The sequence below is a fragment of the Sorangium sp. So ce726 genome (assembly GCF_051521405.1).
In the GTDB taxonomy this organism is placed as follows: Bacteria; Myxococcota_A; Polyangia; order Polyangiales; family Polyangiaceae; genus Sorangium.
In genome coordinates this window covers 8,280,620-8,299,164 of sequence record NZ_CP150349.1, presented here as the reverse complement: position 1 = coordinate 8,299,164, position 18,545 = coordinate 8,280,620, and the positions used below count along the sequence as shown (strand labels likewise).

Annotated in this window: 3 protein-coding genes; all 3 read right to left on the bottom strand. The window is 69.8% G+C overall.

The window, feature by feature from the left end; genetic code table 11:
* Positions 1–47: 47 nt before the first annotated feature.
* Positions 48–6,065, bottom strand: coding sequence for an AAA family ATPase (locus WME79_RS30645; protein ID WP_437522040.1), 6,018 nt, complete (start codon positions 6,063–6,065; stop codon positions 48–50).
* A 166-nt stretch (positions 6,066–6,231) separates the two neighbouring features.
* A complete protein-coding gene (locus tag WME79_RS30640) occupies positions 6,232–12,249 on the bottom strand; it encodes an AAA family ATPase (RefSeq protein ID WP_437522039.1) in 6,018 nt (2,005 codons plus the stop codon).
* 155 nt (positions 12,250–12,404) lie between these two features.
* The gene (locus WME79_RS30635; RefSeq protein WP_437522037.1) at positions 12,405–18,422 is read right to left on the bottom strand and encodes an AAA family ATPase; all 6,018 of its coding nucleotides are present in this window, start codon (positions 18,420–18,422) and stop codon (positions 12,405–12,407) included.
* Positions 18,423–18,545: the final 123 nt, after the last annotated feature.

Sequence of the window (18,545 nt, the reverse complement as noted above, 5' to 3'; positions counted from 1 at the left end):
AAGGGAGCTGCTGAGGCGCAGTCGGGGGCCGAGTGCGCAGCGCGCACCTACGCCTGCGGGAGCAGGGCATCCTGGCCGTCCGCCTCTGCCTCGGCCGCATGCAAAGGCAGCTCGACGATGAAGGAGGCGCCCGCGCCCGGCTTGCTCTCGACGCGGATGGTGCCGCCGTGGGAGGTGACGATCCATCGAACGATGTAGAGGCCGAGGCCGAGACCGCCGAAGTTGCGGACGGAGACGGCGCGCTCGAAGCGCTCGAAGATCCTGGCTTGATCGGCTTCGGCGATGCCCATGCCGTGATCGCGGACCACGAACAGCGCGCGCTCGCCTTCGCCCCGCACGGCGACGTGGATGGGGGCGCCTGCGCCGTACTTCATCGCGTTGGACAGGAGGTTGATGACGACTTGCTCCACGCGAGAAGCATCCCAGTGACCGACCACGGGCCCTTCCAGGTCGAGCTGGGGGCGGCAGCGGGCGTCGGCGAGCTGCTGTCTCATTCGCTCGACGACCTCGCGCGTCAGGGCCGCCAGATCGACCGGCGCGCGCGCGAGGGTCAGCCGGCCAGCGTTCAGGCGGGTGACATCGAGCAGCTCGTTGACCAGGTGGCCGAGCCGCCCGATCTGGCGATTGAGGACCTGGAGCGCGGCGTCGATGCGCTCCGGGGAGATCTCCGAGCGCTGGAAGCGCGGCAGGAGCCGAGCGAGGAGGTGGGCCTGCATCGTCAGCGAGGTGAGCGGTGTTTTGAGCTCGTGCGATGCGATGAGGAGGAACTCGTCGCGGCGCTCGATCGCCTGCTGGGCCTCGGCGAACAGGCGGCTGTTGTCGAGCGCGAGCGCGGCGCGGCTCCCCAGCTCCTCGGCGAGCCGCAGCTCGGCGGGACCATAGAGGCGCCGGGGCGCGGTCGCCAGCAGGGTCATGACGCCGAAGCGCCGGTCGCGCGCGAGGAGCGGGATCCGGAGGAACGAGTGAATGCCGAGCTGCCCGAGGAGGGGCGCGGCGTGGACGTCGCCCACCTCGGGCCGATCCGGCGAGGTCACTGTCAGGGGCCGCAACGCGTCCATCACCGCGCCTGCGAGCTCGGCTGGCACCCCCGCGATGACCATCTGCCCCGAGGCGCCGTGGGTGAGGTCCGCGTCGATGACGCACCGGTCGGCCAGCTCGGGCACGGCGAGCTGCGCGATGCTGTCGAGGGTGGCGCCGTAGCCGAGGGCCATCAGCCTGCGGCTCGCCTCGGCCAGGAAGCGCTCGGCGAGCTCGGCGCGCTTGCGCTCTGTGATGTCGGTGGAGATGCCGCAGAGCACGCCGGGCATGACGTGCTCGCCCAGAGGGAACTTGACGGACAGGCAGGTGCGCAGCTCGCCCTCTATCAGCACCTCTTCCTCGAACTCCATCGGCTCGCCCCCGTCGAGCACACGCCGGTCGTGGTCGTCGATGGCGCTGGCGACGGCGGCAGGCAGGAGCTCGGCGGTCGTCTTTCCGAGGATCTGCTCGGTGGGCATGCCCAGGCCGCGGCCCACCTCGCGGTTGACGAGCAGGTGCCGGCCGTCGCGATCCTTGAGGTAGATGGCTGCAGCGGAGTTGTCGACGATGGCCTGGAGCGTCTTCTGGTTGGCCTGGAGCTCCCGCTCTGCCCGCCGCCGCTCGGTGTTCTCCTGCTCGATATCGGTATAGAGCATGGCGTTCTCGAGCGAGATGGCCGACTGCGAGGCGAGCAGCTCGAGCACGGTGAGCCGCCCCGGGGTGAACGCGCCGGTGACGAGCCTGTTCTCCAGGTAGAGCAGGCCGAGCAGCCGGGCGCCGTGCACGATCGGGAGGCACAGCACCGATCTCGGCCGCTTCTGCGCGAAATACGCGTCCTCGAGGAAAGGGTGCCTCCCGGCGGCGTCGTCGAGCAGCACGCGCTCGTGGCTCCGGCGAACGTAGTTGAGAATGGATTGCGGCAGCGGGGCCGCCGCCGCCTCGCCCGCGTCGAGCTGCCGCGCGGCGCCTCCGGACGCGGACATCGCCGCCGCGGTCGATAGGCGATCTTGTCGGATCAGGAGCACATAGCCCTCCTCGGCGCCCGCGTGCTCGACCACGATGCGAAGCAGCGTCTCGAGCAGGCGCGGGAGCTGGAGCTCGCCGGAGATGCTCTGAGATGCCTTGACGACGGAAAGGACGTCGAACTGCTCGGCCCGCACGGCGAAGGTGACGGTGGGCGCGATCGGCTTGCGCGGGGCGAGGTGGGGATAGCGCTGGTCGATCTGCTCGACCTTGGCGTGGGCGCCCCAGCGGAAATAGGCGGCGCGGGCCTTTTGCAGGTAGGCGTCGGCGGGCGTGGTGAGGCCTCCCGCGCGGTAGAACCCCGCGGCGAGCTCGCAGGCAATGGCCTCGTGCTGGACGAAGCCGCCTTCCCGCGCCGACGCGATGGCTTGCTCGTAGAGCCGGATGGCCTCCGGCTCGTGCCCTCGGAGCCGGGCCATCTCGGCGCGGACCAGCGCGTGTTTGTGGAGGAAGTTGTCGGGGCCGCTCCTGGCCCACTCGCCGAGCTGCCGCTCGCACTCGAGCAGCTGCTCGGGGAGCGCCGGCGGCGGGGAATCCCGCGCCTCGTGCGGCGCGTTGAAGAGGGCCGCGAGCGCGAGCGCGAGATAATAGACGCTCTCGGCGATGACGGCGTGCGGGTCGGTTTTGAAGGGGAGCTCGGTGACGACGGGGGCCGCCGCCGCGAACGCCTCTCCGGGAGAGCCGAGCACGAAGAGCGCCTGCGCCTTCAAGCCGTAATAGAAGTCGCGAGCGATCGCCAGCTCTCCCTCCTTCACCCGCGCCTCGAAGGCCGGCGGATCCAGCTCGGTGCCATCGAGCATCGAGAAGCGGACTGGCCGCCCGCGCAGCGCCTGGATCACGGCGTGGGCGCTGAGGAGGACGCCGTGCGCGAACGCATAACCGGCCCTGCGCACGAAGCCGAGGCGCTCGTCGACCTCGAGGAACACGTCCTCCAGCGCCTCGCCAGAGAACAGGCGGAACTGCGCGTCCCACATGCAGTTGAAGCACGCCATGTTCAGATCGCCAGACTCGACCGCGGCGCTGAAGCCGGCGCGCGTGTACGGATACGTCTCTCTGTAGTGGCGTGTCCAGAGGACGACATGCTGTCCGAAGATCGTGAACACCATCGATTTCGTGGTGAGGAGATCGCTCCTCTGCGCCAGGTCGTGCCCGAGCTTGCCGAACCGATAGGCCTCCTGGTATCGCCCGAACCTCGGGCCGATCAGCCTTGCGAAGGAGGCGTACGCGAAAGCGGAGCTCTCGGCGTTGCCGTGGCGCAGGCTGAGCTTGACCATGCGCAGGACGATGAGAAAGGGCAGGTTCCGGTCCACGAAGGCCGCGGGGATGCCCGCGCCCTGCAGCACGCCCATCGTGATCTTGCTCTCCGGGTGCGTCATGGGGGGCAGATGGATCAGGTCCTCGATCGCCCGATCGCCCAGGATCTGCCACACGCTCTTCGTCTCCTCGTCAATCTGTGCGTCGGTGGGGTGGCGCGGAAGATCGATGTCGCAGGCGCGAAGCCACGCGAGCGCGATCTCCACCGCGCGGTCGTATTGCCCGCGGGTGACATTCAGCGTGACGACGAGCTCGACGACGGCGGCCGCCTCGCTCCGGATCCTCGCGCGCTCCATGAGTGCTTCGAGGAGCCGCTCGGCCTCGTCGAAGCCGCCGGTGATGTACGCGGCGCGCGCGCGCTCGAGCGTCAGGTTGTAGGTCAGCTCGTGCTTCGTCTCCCAAGAGGCCGGCGCGAGCAGGGAAAGGCCAGCGGCGAAGAGCGCGGCGGCGGACTGGTAGGCCGCGGCGGCCTTGGCCTTCCTGCCGGCGCGGAGGTTCAGCGCGGCGAGATCGTCCCGCTCCGTCTGGGAACGGATGAGCGAGGCGCCGCGGTTGAGGTGGCCGACGACGTCGAAGAGCGCCACGTCGCGCTCCTCTGGGCGCTGCCCCTTCAAGAGGAGCTGGCCAATCCGGAGGTGCACCTCGGCGAGCTGTCCCGCGGGGATGAGCGAGGTTGCGGCTTGCTGTACCCGGTCATGGAGAAATCGGTAGGCGCCGCCCTGGCGGAGGAGCAGGCCCTCCCGCACGGCCTCCTCGAGCGCGTCGCGGAGCTCCTCCGCCGGACGGCCCGCGACCACCGCGAGGGTGTCGAGGTCCACGCTTCCGCCGAGGCACGCGGCGAGCTTGAGCGCGTCGCGCGTCGGAACCGAGAGGCGCTTGAGCTTGCCGGCCATCAGCTCGACGACGTTGTCGGTGAAGCCCTTGTCGCGGATGGCGGCGATGTCCCACCGCCATGCGCCCTCGTCGGCGTCAAAGGCGATGAGCCCCTCGTCGTGCAGCGCGATCAGGAACTGGAGCACGAAGAAGGGGTTGCCGGCGGTCTTGTCGTAGACGAGCTGCGAGAGCGGCTCGACGTCTGCTTCGGGCGCGTGGACCGCCTCGGCGACGAGCGCGCCGACATGGGCGGGGGAGAGCGGCGCGAGGACGATGTCCGAGATCACGGCGCCGCGCTTCCGCGCCTCGGCCAGCGCGAGCCGCAGCGGGTGCTCGGCGCCGACCTCGTTGTCGCGGTAGGCGCCTATCAGCAGCAGGTGCGCGGCGTCGGCATGGGTGGCGAGCTGCTGGAGCAGCTGGAGGCTGGCTGCGTCGGCCCATTGCAGGTCATCCAGGAAGAGCGCGACGGGGTGCTCCTTCTGGGCGCACGCCGCGACGAAGCGCTGGAGCGTGGCGAGCAGCCGGCTCTGGGCCTCGGTGGGCGGAAGCTCGGGCACGGGCGGCTGCGGGCCAAGGAGGAGCGTGAGCTCTGGGAGCAGCTCGGCGAGCAGCCTGCCGTTCTGGCCGAGGGCCTCGCGGAGGCGCAGCCTCCAGCGCTCGACCTGCTCCTCGCTTGCGCCGAGGATCTCCTGAAAGAGCGCCCGGAATGTCTGAAGGAAGGCGCTGTAGGGGACGTCCCTCGCGGTCTGATCGAACTTGCCGGAGAGGAAGAAGCCCCGCTCGCGCACGACAGGCCTGTGCAGCTCGGCGACGAGCGACGACTTGCCGATGCCCGAGTAGCCCGATACGAGCGCGAGCTCAGGCCGGCCCTGCGCCACCGCCCGCTCGAACACGGCGAGCAGCGCCTCCACCGCGCGCTCGCGGCCGTAGAGCCGCTGCGGGATTTGGAACCGGTCGGAGCGATCGCGCTGTCCGAGCGGGAAGGGGGCGATGGCGCCGCTCGCCCGCCATCTGGCGAAGCACTCGTCGAGATCATACCGCAGGCCCGCCGCGCTCTGGTAACGCTCCTCGGCGGCCTTGGCGAGCAGCTTGAGCACCATCGCGGACAGGAGCGGCGGAATCGATGGGACGAGCGTGTGTGGCGGCTGCGGCGTCTGGGCGATATGGCAGTAGACCCACTCGACGGGATCGTTCGCCCGGAACGGCAGGGCGCCAGTCAGCATCTGGTAAAAGGTGATGCCGAGGGAGTACAGGTCGGTCCGCTCGTCGACCCAGCGGTTGATCCGGCCTGTTTGCTCCGGCGCCATGTAAGCCAGCGTCCCTTCGATGAGCCCGACGTGCGAGAGCACTTGGGCCTCGCGGGGCGAAAGGGTGGCGATGCCGAGATCGGTGATCTTCACCTCCCCGGTGTCGGGGCTGTAGAGGAGGTTCTGGGGCTTGATGTCCTTGTGGATGACGTGCCGCCGGTGGAGCTCGGCGAGGGCGCCGATCAGGCGGAGGGCGAGGGGCAGGAAGCGCTCGATCGACATCGGGCGCATCGGCCCATCGCCATCGAGCAGCTGGTCGAGCGAGCGGCCGCCGAAGTCCTCAAGGACCAGCGCGGCCTGGTCGTCGAACGATTCGATCGCGTAGGGCTTGACGATGGCCGTCGTATCGAGCGCTCTGGCGACCTCGAGCTCGTGGTGCAGCCGCCCGAGAGCGCGGGGGCTGGCGTGGTCGCGCCGCAGGACCTTGAGCACCACCGGCCGGCCGTCCTCTTCGCGCCGCGCGCGGTAGAGGAGGGTATCTGCACCTTGGTGCAGCACCTCCAGCACGCGGTAACGTGGACTATGGGGCATAGCAAGAACTTCGAAAACCGGCGTGTCAGCTGCGTGCTGCGGCCCAAATCAGTACACTGCCAAAAGCGCTGCGCCTCGTCACGAGCAAACGGCGTCGCGTCAGCGCCGGCGGAGGCAGCAGTCGGTGCTGACGGGCGCAGCGCGCAGCGCGCAGCGCAGCGCGCGCCTACGCCTGCGGGAGAAAGGTGCCCTGGACGTCTGTCTCCCGCTCGGCCGGGTGCAAAGGCAGCTCGACGATGAAGGCGGCGCCCGCGCCCGGCTTGCTCTCGACGCGGATGGTGCCGCCGTGGGATGTGACGATCCATCGAACGATGTAGAGGCCGAGTCCGAGACCGCCGAAGTTGCGGACGGAGACGGCGCGCTCGAAGCGCTCGAAGATCCTGGCTTGATCGGCCTCGGCGATGCCCATGCCGTGATCGCGGACGACGAGCCGCGCGCGATCGCCCTCGCCGCGCACGACGATGTGAATGGGGCCTCCTGCGCCGTACTTGATCGCGTTGGACAGCAGGTTGATGAGGACCTGCTCCATCCGAGAAGCATCCCAGTCCCCGACCACGGGCCCTTCCAGGTCGAGCTTGGTGGGGCAGCGGGCATCGGCGAGCTGCTGTTTCATCCGCTCGACGACCTCACGCGTCAGGGCGGCCAGATCGACGGGCGCGCGCGTGAGGGTCAGCTGGCCGACGTTCAGGCGGGTGACGTCGAGCAGCTCGTTGACCAGGTGGCCGAGCCGCGCGATCTGGCGGCTCAGGACCTGGAGCGCAGCGTCGATGCGCTCCGGAGAGATCTCCGCGCGCTGGAAGCGGGGCAAGAGCCGGGCGAGGAGGTGGGCCTGCATCTTCAGCGAGGTGAGCGGGGTCTTGAGCTCGTGAGAGGCGACGAGGAGGAACTCGTCCCGGCGCTCGATCGCCACCTGGGCTTCGGCGAACAGGCGGGTGTTGTCGAGCGCGAGCGCTGCGCGGAGCCCGAGCTCCTCGGCGAGCCACAGGTCAGCGGGGCCGTAGCGGCGCCGGGGAGCGGTCGCCAGCAGGGTCATGACCCCGAAGCGCCGGTCGCGCGCGAGGAGCGGGACCCGGAGGAAGGAGTGAATGCCGAGCCGCTCGAGCAGCGGCGCAGCGCGGAGGTCCCCGACCTCGGGGCGGTCCGGCGAGCTCGCTGCCAGGGGCCGCAGCGCGTCCATCACGGCGCCTGCGAGGTCGTCCGGCACGCCCGCGGTGACCGCGTGTCCCGGGTCGCCGTGAGCGACGCCCACGTCGATGACGCACTGATCGGCCAGCTCGGGCACGACGAGCTGCGCGACGCTGTCGAGGGTGGCGCCGTAGCCCAGGGCCATGAGCCTGCGGCTCGCGTCGGCCAGGAAGCGCTCGGCGAGCTCGGCCCGCTTGCGCTCGGTGATGTCGGTCGAGATTCCGCAGAGCACGCCGGGCATGACGCCCTCGCCGAGCGGGAACTTGATCGACAGATGGGTGCGCAGCTCCCCGTCTATCAGCAACTCTTCCTCGAACTCCATCGGCACGCCCGCGTCGAGCACCTTCCGGTCGTGGTCGTCGATGGCCTCCAGGAGCGCAGCAGGCAAGAGCTCGTTCATCGTCTTTCCGAGGAGCTGCTCGGTCCGCATGCCCAGGATGCGGCCCGCTTGCCGGTTGACGAGCAGGTGGCGGCCCTCGCGATCCTTGAGGTAGATGGCCGCGGCAGAGTTGTCGACGATGGCTTGCAGCGTGGCCTGGCTTTCGCGGAGCTCTCGCTCTGCCCGCCGCCGCTCGGCGTTCTCCTGCTCGATGTCGGTATAGAGCATGGCGTTCTCGAGCGAGATGGCCGATTGCGAGGCCAGCAGCTCGAGCACGGTGAGCCTCCCTGGGGTGAACGCTCCGGTGACGAGCCTGTTCTCCAGGTAGAGCAGGCCGAGCAGCCGGGCCCGGTGCACGATCGGGAGGCACAGCACCGATCTCGGCCTCTTTCGCGCGAAATACTCGTCCTCCATGAACGGGTGCTTCGCGGCGGCGTCGGCGAGCAGCACGCGCTCGTGGCTGCGGCGAACGTAGTTGAGGATGGACTGCGGCAGCGCGGCCGCCGCCGCCTCGCCCGCGTCGAGCAGCCGCGCCGCGCTACCGGACGCGGCGATCGCCGCCGCGGTCGACACGCGATCTTGCCGGACCAGGAGCACATAACCCTCCTCGGCGCCCGCGTGCTCGACCACGATGCGCAGCAGCGTCTCGAGCAGGCGCGGGAGCTGGAGCTCGCCTGAGATGCTCTGAGAGGCCTTGACGACGGAGAGCACGTCGAACTGCTCGGCCCGCACGGCGAACGTGACGGTGGGCGCGATTGGCTTGCGCGGGGCGAGGTGGGGATAGCGCTGGTCGAGCTGATCCACCTTGGCGTGGGCGCCCCAGCGAAAGTAGGCGGCGCGCGCGTTCTCCAGGTAAGCGTCGGCGGGCGTGGCGAGGCCGCGCGCGTGGTAGAACTGGGCCGCGAGCTCGCAGGCGATGGCCTCGTGCTGGACGAAGCCGCCCTCTTGCGCCGACGCGATGGCCTGCTCGTACAGCCGGATGGCCTCCGGCTCGTGCCCCCGGAGCCGCGCGATCTCGGCCCGGACCAGCGTGTGTTTGTGGAGGAAATTGTCGGGGCCGTTCCTGGCCCACTCGCCGAGCCGCCGCTCGCAGTCGAGCAGCTGCTCGGGGAGCTCCTGCAGCGGGGAACCCCGCTCGGCGTGCGGCGCGTTGAAGAGGGCCGCGATGGCGAGCGCGGAATAATAGAAGCTCTCGGCGATGAGGGCGGTCGGCACGACCCCATATCCATGCTCGCTCATCCCCCGGGCCGCCGTCTCGATCGCCTCTCCGGGAGAGCCGAGCACGAAGAGCGCCTGGGCCTTCATCTCGTGATAGAAGCTTTGAACGTTTTGCAGCACCCCCTCGCCGAGCCGCGCCTCGAAGGCCGGCGGATCCAGCTCGGATCCATCGAGCATCGAGAAGCGGACCGGCCTCCCTCGCAGCATCTGGACCATTCCGTGCGCGCCGAGGAGGATGCCATAGGCGAACGGGTGACCGGCCCTGCGCACGAAGCCGAGGCGCTCGTCGACCTCGCGGAGCACGTCCTCCAGCGGCTCGCCAGCGAGCAGCCGGAACAGCGTGTCCCACATGCAGTTGAAGCACGCGTGGTTCAGGTCGCCCGACTCGACCGCGGCGCTGAAGCCGGCGCGCGAGTACGGATACGTCTCTCGGTAGTGGCGTGTCCAGAAGACGACATGCTGTCCGAAGATCGTGAACGCCATCGATTTCGTGGTGAGGAGGCCGCTCCTGTCCGCGAGGTCGCAGCCGAGCTTGCCGAACCGATAGGCCTCCTGGTATCGCCCGAACGTCGGGCCGAGCATCCTCGCGAAGGACGTGTACGCGTGAGGGGAGCTCTCGGCGTTGCCGTGGCGCAGGCTGAGCTGGATCATGCGCAGGACGATGAGAAAGGGCAGGTTCGCGTTCACGAAGGACGCGGGGATGCCCGCGCCCAGCAGCACGCTCATCGTGGCCTTGATCTCCGGGTGCGTCATGGGGGGCAGATGGATCAGGTCCTCGATCGCCCGGTCGCCCAGGGCCTGCCAGACGCTCTTCGTCTCCTCTTCGAGCTGCGCGTCGGTGGGGAGGAAGGGAAGATCGATGTCGTAGGTGCGGAGCCACGCGAGCCCGATCTCCGCCGCGCGGACGTATTGCCCGCGGGTGACCTTCAGCGTGATGACGAGCTCGACGACGGCGGCCGTCTCGCTCCTGGTCCTCGCGCGATCCTCGAGCTCTTCGAGGAGCCGCTCGGCGTCGTCGATGGCGCCGGTGATGTACGCGACGTGCGCGCGCTCGAAGGTCAGGCCGTAGGTCAGCTCGTGCTGCGTCTCCCAGGAGTCCGGCGCGAGCAAGGAGAGGCCCGCGACGAGGAGCGCGGCGGCGGACTGGAAGGCCGCGGCGGCCTTGGCCTTCCTGCCGGCGCGGAGGTTGAGCGCGGCGACCTCGTCCCGCTCGGCCCGGGAACGGAGGAGCGCGGCGCCGCGGTTGAGGTGGCCGACGGCGTCGAAGAGCGCCTCGTCGCGCTCCTCCGGGCGCCGCCCCTTCCAGAGGAGCTGGCCAATCTGGAGATGCACCTCGGCCAGCTGCGCTGCCGGGATGAGCGAGTAAGCGGCTTGCTGCACCCGGTCATGGAGAAATCGATAGCCGTTGCCCTGGCGGAGGAGCAGCCCCTCCCGCACGGCCTCCTCGAGCGCGTCGCGGAGCTCCCCCGCCGGGCGGCGCGCGATCAGGGCGAGGGTGTCGAGGTCCACGCTGCCGCCGAGGCACGCGGCGAGCTTGAGCGCGTCGCGCGTCGGGACCGAGAGCCGGTTCAGCTTGCCGGCCATCAGCTCGACGACGTTGTCGGTGAACCCTTTGTCGCGGATCGCGGCGATGTCCCACCGCCACATGCGCTGCTCTGCGTCGACGGCGATGAGCCCCTCTTCGTGCAGGGCGATGAGGAACTGGAGCACGAAGAACGGGTTGCCGCCGGTCTTCTCGTAGACGAGCTGCGAGAGCGGCTCGACGTGCGCTTCGGGCGCGTGGACCGCCTCGGCGACGAGCGCCCCGACGTGGCCGGCGGAGAGCGGCGCGAGGACGAGCTCGGAGACGGCGGCGCCGCGTTTTCGGGCCTCGGCCAGGGTGAGCCGCAGCGGGTGCGCTGGGCCTACTTCATTGTCCCGGTAGGCGCCGATCAGCAGGAGGTGCGCGTCGCCGGCATGGGTGGCGAGGTGCTCGAGCAAGAGGAGGCTGGCCGCGTCGGCCCACTGGAGATCATCGAGGAAGAGCGCCATGGGGTGCTCCTTCCGGGCGCACGCTGCGACGAAGCGCTGGAGCGTCGCGTGCAGCCGGGCCTGCGCCTCGGTGGGCGGGAGCTCGGGCACGGGCGGCTGCGGGCCGAGGAGCCGCTCGAGCTCGGGGAGCACGTCGGCGAGCAGCCTGCCGTTCTGGTCGAGGGCCTCGCGGAGGCGCTCTCTCCAGCGCTCGACCTGCTCCTCGCTCGTGCTGAGGATCTCCTGAAACAGCGCCCGGAACGCCTGAAGGAATGCGCGGTAGGGGACATCCCTCGCGGTCTGATCGAACTTGCCGCAGAGGAAGAAGCCGCGCTCGTGAACGACGGGCCTGTGCAGCTCGGCGACGAGCGACGACTTGCCGATACCTGAATACCCGGACACGAGCACGAGCTCCGGCCGACCCTGCGCCGCCACGCGCTCGAACGCGGCGAGCAGCGCTAGGGCCTCGCGCTCGCGGCCGTAGAGCCGCTGCGGGACGCGGAACCGGTCGGAGAGATCGCGCTCACCGAGCGCGAAGGGCTGAACGGCGCCGCTCGCCCGCCACCTTGCGAGGCACTCGTCGAGGTCGTGACGCAGGCCGAGCGCGCTCTGGTAGCGCTCCTCGGCGGCCTTGGAGAGCAGCTTGAGCACGATCTCGGACAGGAGCGGTGGAATCGAGGGGACGAGCGCGTGGGGCGGGACCGGGCTCTGCGCGATATGGCAATAGACCCACTCGACGGGATCGCTGGCGTGGAATGGCAGGGTGCCAGTCAGCATCTCGTAGAAGGTGACGCCGAGGGAGTACAGGTCGGTCCGCTCGTCGATCCAGCGGTTCATCCGGCCTGTTTGCTCCGGCGCCATGTAGGCCAGCGTCCCCTCGATGAGGCTGTTGTGGACGAGATCCTGGGATTCGCGGGGGGAGAGGGAGGCGATGCCGAGATCGGTGATCTTCACCTCGTCGGTGTCGGGGTTGTAGAGCAGGTTCTGGGGCTTGATGTCCTTGTGGATGACGTGCCGCCGGTGCAGCTCGGCGAGCGCGCCGGCGAGGCGGAGGGCGAGGGGGAGGAAGCGCTCGATCGACATCGGGCGCATCGGCCCATCGCCATCGAGCAGCCGATCGAGCGAGCGGCCACCGAAGTCCTCCAGGACCAGCGCGGCCTGGTCGCCGAGCGATTCCATCGCGTACGGCTTGACGATGACCGCCGTATCGAGCGCCCTGGCGATCTCGTGCTCGTGCTGGAGCCGCCCGAGCGCGTGGGGGCTCGTGTGGTCGCGCCGCAGGACCTTGAGCACCACCGGTCGGCCGTCCTCCTCGCGCCGCGCGCGGTAGAGGATGGTATCTGCACCGTGGTGCAGCACCTCCAGCACGCGGTAACGTGGACTATGGGGCATAGGAGGATCTTTGAACCCAGGGCGTCAGCGGCGTGCTGCGGTTCAATTCGGTACACTGCCAAAAGCACTGCGACCCGTCACGAGCAAACGGCGGCGCGTCAGCGCCGGCTGAGGCAGCAGTCTCGGTGCTGACGCGCGCACCGCGCAGCGCGCGCCTACGCCTGCGGGAGGAAGGTGCCCTGGACGTCCGTCTCCGCCTCCGGCGGGCGCAAAGGCAGCTCGACGATGAAGGTGGCGCCCGCGCCCGGCGTGCTCTCGACGCGGATGGTGCCGCCGTGGGATGTGACGATCCATCGAACGATGTAGAGGCCGAGTCCGAGGCCGCCGAAGTTGCGGACGGAGACGGCGCGCTCGAAGCGCTCGAAGATCCTCGCCTGATCGGCCTCTGCGATGCCGATACCGTGATCGCGGACGGCGAGCACCGCGCGGCTGGTCAGGCTGCGCACGACGACGTGAATGGCGCCTCCCGCGCCATATTTGAGCGCGTTGGACAGGAGGTTGATGAGGACCTGCTCCATCCGAGAAGCATCCCAGTTGCCCACCACGGGTCCTTCCAGGTCGAGCTGGGTGCGGCAGCGGGCGTCCGCGAGCTGCTGGTGCATCCGCTCGACGACATCGCGCGCCAGGGCGGCCAGATCGACGGGCGCACGCGCGAGGGTCAGCTGGCCGGCCTTCAGGCGGGTGACGTCGAGCAGCTCGTCGACCAGGTGGCCGAGGCGCGCGATCTGGCGGTTGAGGAGCTGGATCGCGGCGTCGATGCGCTCCGGAGCGACCTCGGCGCGCTGGAGGCGGGGCAGCAGCCGAGCGAGGAGGTGGGCTTGCATCGTGAGCGAGGTGAGCGGTGTCTTGAGCTCATGGGATGCGACGAGGAGGAACTCGTCGCGGCGCTCGATCGCCTGCTCGGCCTCGGCGAACAGGCGGCTGTTGTCGAGCGCGAGCGCGGCGCGGCTCCCGAGCTCCTGGGCCAGCCACAGGTCGGCGGGGCGGTAACGGCGCCGGGGCGCGGCCGCCAGCAGGGTCATGACCCCGAAGCGCCGGTCGCGCGAGAGCAGCGGCGCCCGGAGGAAAGAGTGAACGCCGAGCGGCTCGAGGAGGGGCGCAGCGCGGATGTCGCCCACTTCGGCGTGATCCAGAGAGCTCGCTGCCAGGGGCCGCAGCGCGTCCGTCACCGCGCTTGCGAGCTCGGCCGGCAGGCCTGCGGTGACCGCGTGTCCCGGGGCGCCCGGGGGGCTGCGCGCGGGGTCCACGTCGATGACGCACCAGTTGGCCAGGTCGGGCACGGCGAGCTGCGCGACGCTGTCGAGGGTGGCGCCGTAACCGAGGGCCATGAGCTTGCGGCTCGCCTCGGCCAGGAAGCGCTCGGCGAGCTCGGCGCGCTTGCGCTCGGTGATGTCGGTGGAGATGCCGCAGAGCACGCCGGGCATGACGCTCTCGCCGAGCAGGAACTTGGTGGACAGGTAGGTGCGCAGCTCGCCGTCTATCAGCACCTCCTCCTCGAACTCCATGGGCTCGCCCGAGTCGAGCACCCGCCGGTCGTGTTCGTCGAGGATCGCGGTCGCGGTGGCAGGCAAGAGCTCGGCGCTGGTCTTTCCAACGATTTGATCGAGCGGCCTGCCGAGGCCGCGGCTCACCCGCCGGTTGACGAGCAGGAACCGGCCGTCGCGATCCTTGAGGTAGATGGCGGCAGCGGAGTTGTCGACGATGGCCTGCAGCGTGGCCTGGCTTTCGCGGAGCTCCCGCTCTGCCCGCCGCCGCTCGGCGTTCTCCTGCTCGATATCGGCGTAGAGCATGGCGTTCTCGAGCGAGATGGCCGACTGCGAGGCGAGCAGCTCGAGCACGGTGAGCCGCCCTGGGGTGAACGCGCCGGTGACGAGGTTGTTCTCCAGGTAGAGCAGGCCGAGCAGCCGCGTTTGCCGCACGATCGGGAGGCACAGCACCGACCTCGGCCTCTTGCGGCCGAAATACTCGTCCTCCGAGAACGGGTGCCGTTCGGTCGCGTCGTCGAGCAGCACGCGCTCGTGGCTGCGGAGGACATAATTGAGAATGGATTGCGGCAGCGCCGCCAGGGCCTCGCCCGCCTCGAGCAGCCGCGCGGCGCTCCCCGACGCGGTGATAGCCGCCGCGGCTGACAGGCGATCTTCCCCGACCAGGAGCGCAACCCCCTCTCCGGCGCCCGCGTGCTCGACGACGATGCGCAGGAGCGTCTCGAGCAGGCGCGGGAGCTTGAGCTCTCCGGAGATGCTCTGAGAGGCCTTGACGACGGAGAGGACGTCGAACTGCTCGGCGCGTACGGCGAAGGTGACGGTGGGGGCGATCGACCTTCGCTCGACGAGGAAGGGATAACGCTGGTCGAGCTGCTCGACCTTGGCGTGGGCGCCCCAGCGGAAGTAGGCGGCGCGCGCCCGCTGCAGGTGAGCGATGGCGGGCGTGGACAGGCCGCGGTCGCGGTAGAACCGGGCGGCGAGCTCGCACGCGATGGCCTCGTGCTGGACGAAGCCGCCCTCTTGCGCCGAGGAGATGGCCTGCTCGTAGAGCCGGATGGCCTCGGGCTCGCGCCCCAGGAGCCGGGCGATCTCGGCGCGGACCAGGACGTGCTTGTGGAGGTAGTTGCCGGGGCAGCTCGCGGCCCACACGCCGAGCTGCCGCTCGCACGCGAGGAGCCCTTCGGGGAGCTCCCGCTCTGGCGAGGTCGCCGTGTCGTGCGCGTCGTCGAACACGGCGGCGAGCGCGAGCGCATGAACATAGAAGATCTCGGGGATCTCCGCGCATGCGTCCATCTTCCAGTCATAATCGACGACGACACGGGTCGATGCCGCGAGCGCCTCCCGGGGAGAGCCGAGAAGGAACAGCGCCTGCGCCTTCAGGCAGCAGTACAGGCTATGAGCTCCGTACGAGGAGCCCGGAGGAAGCCGCGCCTCGAAGGCCGCCTGATCCAGCTCGGAGCCATCCAGCATCGCGTAATGGACCGGCCTCCCGCGCAGCGTCTGGATGAGGTACCGGACGCTGAGCAGGATGCCATGGATGAACGCGTAACCGGCCTTGCGCACGAAGCCGAGGCGCTCCTCGGTCAGGTGGAGGACGTCCTCCAGCGGCTCCCCGCAGAGCAGGGGGAACACCGATGCCCAGACGCAATGGTAACACGCGTTGTTCAGATCGCCGCACTCCACGGCGGCGTTGAAGCCGAGGCGATTGTAGGGGTAGCTCTCTCTGTAATGGCGCGTCCAGAAGACGGTCAGCTGCCCGAACAGGAAGAACACGGTGGGCTTCGTGGCGAGGTGGTCGCTCCTCTCCGCGAGGTCGTAACCGAGCTTGCCGAACAGGTAAGCCTCCTTGTATCGCCCGAACCGCGGTCCGAGCACGCGCGCGAAGGCGGCGTACGCATGGGCAGAGCTCTCGGCGTTCCCATGGCGAAGGCTGAGCGTGACCATGCGCTCGAGGACCAGATGATGCAGGTTCTGGTCCACGAAATACGCAGCGACGGACACACTCTTCAAGATGCTCATCGCGATCTTGATCTCCGGGTGCGTCATGGGGGGCAGGTGGATGAGGTCCTCGATCGCCCGGTCGCCCAGGGCCTGCCATACGCTCTCGGTCTCTTCGTCGAGGCGCGCGTCGGTGAGGTGGGTTGGCAGATGGATGTCGTAGGAGCGCAGGAAGGAGAGACCTAGCTCCACAGCGCGGGCGCTCTGCCCGCGGGTCACGTGCAGGGCGACAGCGAGCTCGACGACGGCGGCCCTCTCGATCTTGGTCATCGAGCGATCGGTGAGCTCCTCGAGCAGCCGCTCGGCTTCATCGAAGTTGCCGATGATGTACGCGCAGTGCGCTCGCTCGAAGTTCAGGGCGTAGGTCAGCGCGTGCTGCGTCTCCCAGCGTTCCTGCGGCTCGTTCGCGAGGAGGGCCATGCCGGCGACGAAGAGGGCGGCGGCAGATTCATACGCCGCGGCGGCCTTGGCTGTCCTGCCGGCGCGGAGGTTGAGGGCGGCGAGCTCGTCGCGCTCGGCCTGGGAACGGAGGAGCGCGGCGCCGCGGTTGAGGTGGCCGACGATCTCGAACAGCGTGTCCTCGCGCTCGTCCGGCCTCCGCCCCTTCAAGAGCAGCTGGCCGATCCCGAGGTGCACCTCGGCGAGCTGTCCGGGCGGGATGAGCGAATACGCGGCCTGCTGCACCCGGTCATGGAGGAAGCGATAGGCGCTGTCCCGGCGGAGCAGCAGCCCCTCCCGCACGGCCTCCTCGAGCGCCTCGCGCAGCTCCTCAGTCGGCCGCCTCGCGACCACCGCGAGGGCGTCGAGGGTCAGGCTGCCGCCGAGGCACGCGGCGAGCTTGAGCGCGTCGCGCGTCGGGACCGAGAGCCGATTGAGCTTGCCCACCATCAGCTCGACGACGTTGTCGGTGAAGCCCTTGTCGCGGATGGCGGCGAACTCCCACCGCCATGCGCCCTCGTCGGCATCGAAGGTGATGAGCCCCTCGTCGTGCAAGGCGATGAGGAACTGGATCAGGAAGAAGGGGTTGCCGCCGGTCTTCTCGTGGACGAGCCGGGCGAGCGGCTCGACCTGCGCTTCCGGTGTGTGGACCGTCTCGGCGACGAGCGCCCCGACGTGGGCGGCGGAGAGCGGCTCGAGGACAATGTCGGAGGCGGTGGCGCCGCGCTTCTGCACGTCGGCCAGCGTGAGCCGGAGCGGGTGCGCGGGGCCGACCTCGTTGTCGCGATAAGCGCCTATGAGCAGGAGGTGCGCGTCGCCGGCGAGGGTGGCGAGCTGCTCGAGGAGCAGGAGGCTACCGGGGTCGGCCCATTGCAGGTCGTCGAGGAAGAGGGCGACGGGGTGCTCCTTCCGGGCGCAGGCGGCGACGAAGCGCTGGAGCGTGGCGAGCAATCGGCTCTGGGCCTCGGCGGGCGGGAGCTCGGGTACGGGGGGCTGCGGGCCGAGGAGGCGCTCGATCTCCGGGAGCATGTCGGTGAGCAGCCTGCCGCTCGCGCCGACGGCCTCGCGGAGGCGCTCTCGCCAGCGCTCGACCTGCTGCTCGCTCGCGCTGAGGATCTCCTGCACGAGCCCCCGAAAGGCGTGAAGGAGGGGGCGGTAGGGGACGTCGCGCTTGAGCTGATCGAACTTTCCGGAGAGGAAGAAGCCGCGCTCGCGCACGACGGGCCCGTGCAGCTCGGCGACGAGCGAGGACTTGCCGATGCCCGAGTAGCCCGAGACGAGCACGACCTCTGGCCGGCCGCTCGCGACCACGCGCTCGAACGCGGCGAGCAGCGCCTCCACCTCGCGCTCACGGCCGTAGAGCCGCTGCGGGATCTGGAACCGGTCGGAGATGTCGCGCTGTCCGAGCAGGAAGGCCTCGATGGCGCCACCCTGGCGCAGCTGGGAAAAGCACGTGTCGAGGTCGTGGCGCAGGCCGAGGGCGCTCTGGTAGCGCTCCTCGGCGGCCTTGGAGAGCAGCTTGAGGACGACGGCGGAGAGCTGCGGGGGAACCGATGGGGCGAGCGCGTGCGGCGGCTGCGGCGCCTGGGCGATGTGGCAATAGACCCACGCGACGGGATCGCTGGCGCGGAAGGGCAGGGTGCCAGTCAGCATCTCGTAGAAGGTGACGCCGAGGGAGTACAGGTCGGACCGTTCGTCGACCCGGCGGTTCATGCGGCCCGTCTGCTCTGGCGCCATGTAGGCGAGCGTGCCCTCGATGAGCCCGTCGTGTGCGAGCTCCTGTGCCCCGCGGGGGGAGAGGGAGGCGATGCCGAGATCGGTGATCTTCACCTCGTCGGTGTCGGGGTTGCAGAGCAGGTTCTGGGGCTTGATGTCCTTGTGGATGACGTGGTGTCGGTGGAGCTCGGCGAGCGCGCCGGCGAGGCGGAGGGCGAGGGGGAAGAAGCGCTCGATGGCCATCGGCCCATCGAGGAACCTGTCGAGCGAGCGACCGCCGAAGTCCTCGAGGACCAGGGTCATCTGGTCGCGGAACGGCTCGATCCCGTAGGCCTTGGCGATGACCGGCGAAGCGAGCGCCGTCGCGACCTCGAGCTCGTGCTGGAGCCGTCCGAGGGCGCGGGGGCTCGCGTGGTCGCGCCGCAGGGCCTTGAGCACCACCGGCCGGCCGTCCTCGGCGCACCGCGCGCGGTAGAGGATCGTGTCCGCACCTTGGTGCAGCACCTCCAGCACGCGGTAACGTGGACTATGGGGCATAGGAGAATCTTTGAACCCGGGACGTCAGCGGCGTCTGCGGTTCAACTTGGTACATTGCCAAAAGCGCTGCGACCCGTCACGAGCAAACGGCGCGGGGCAGCGCCGGCTGCGGCTCCGGTGAAC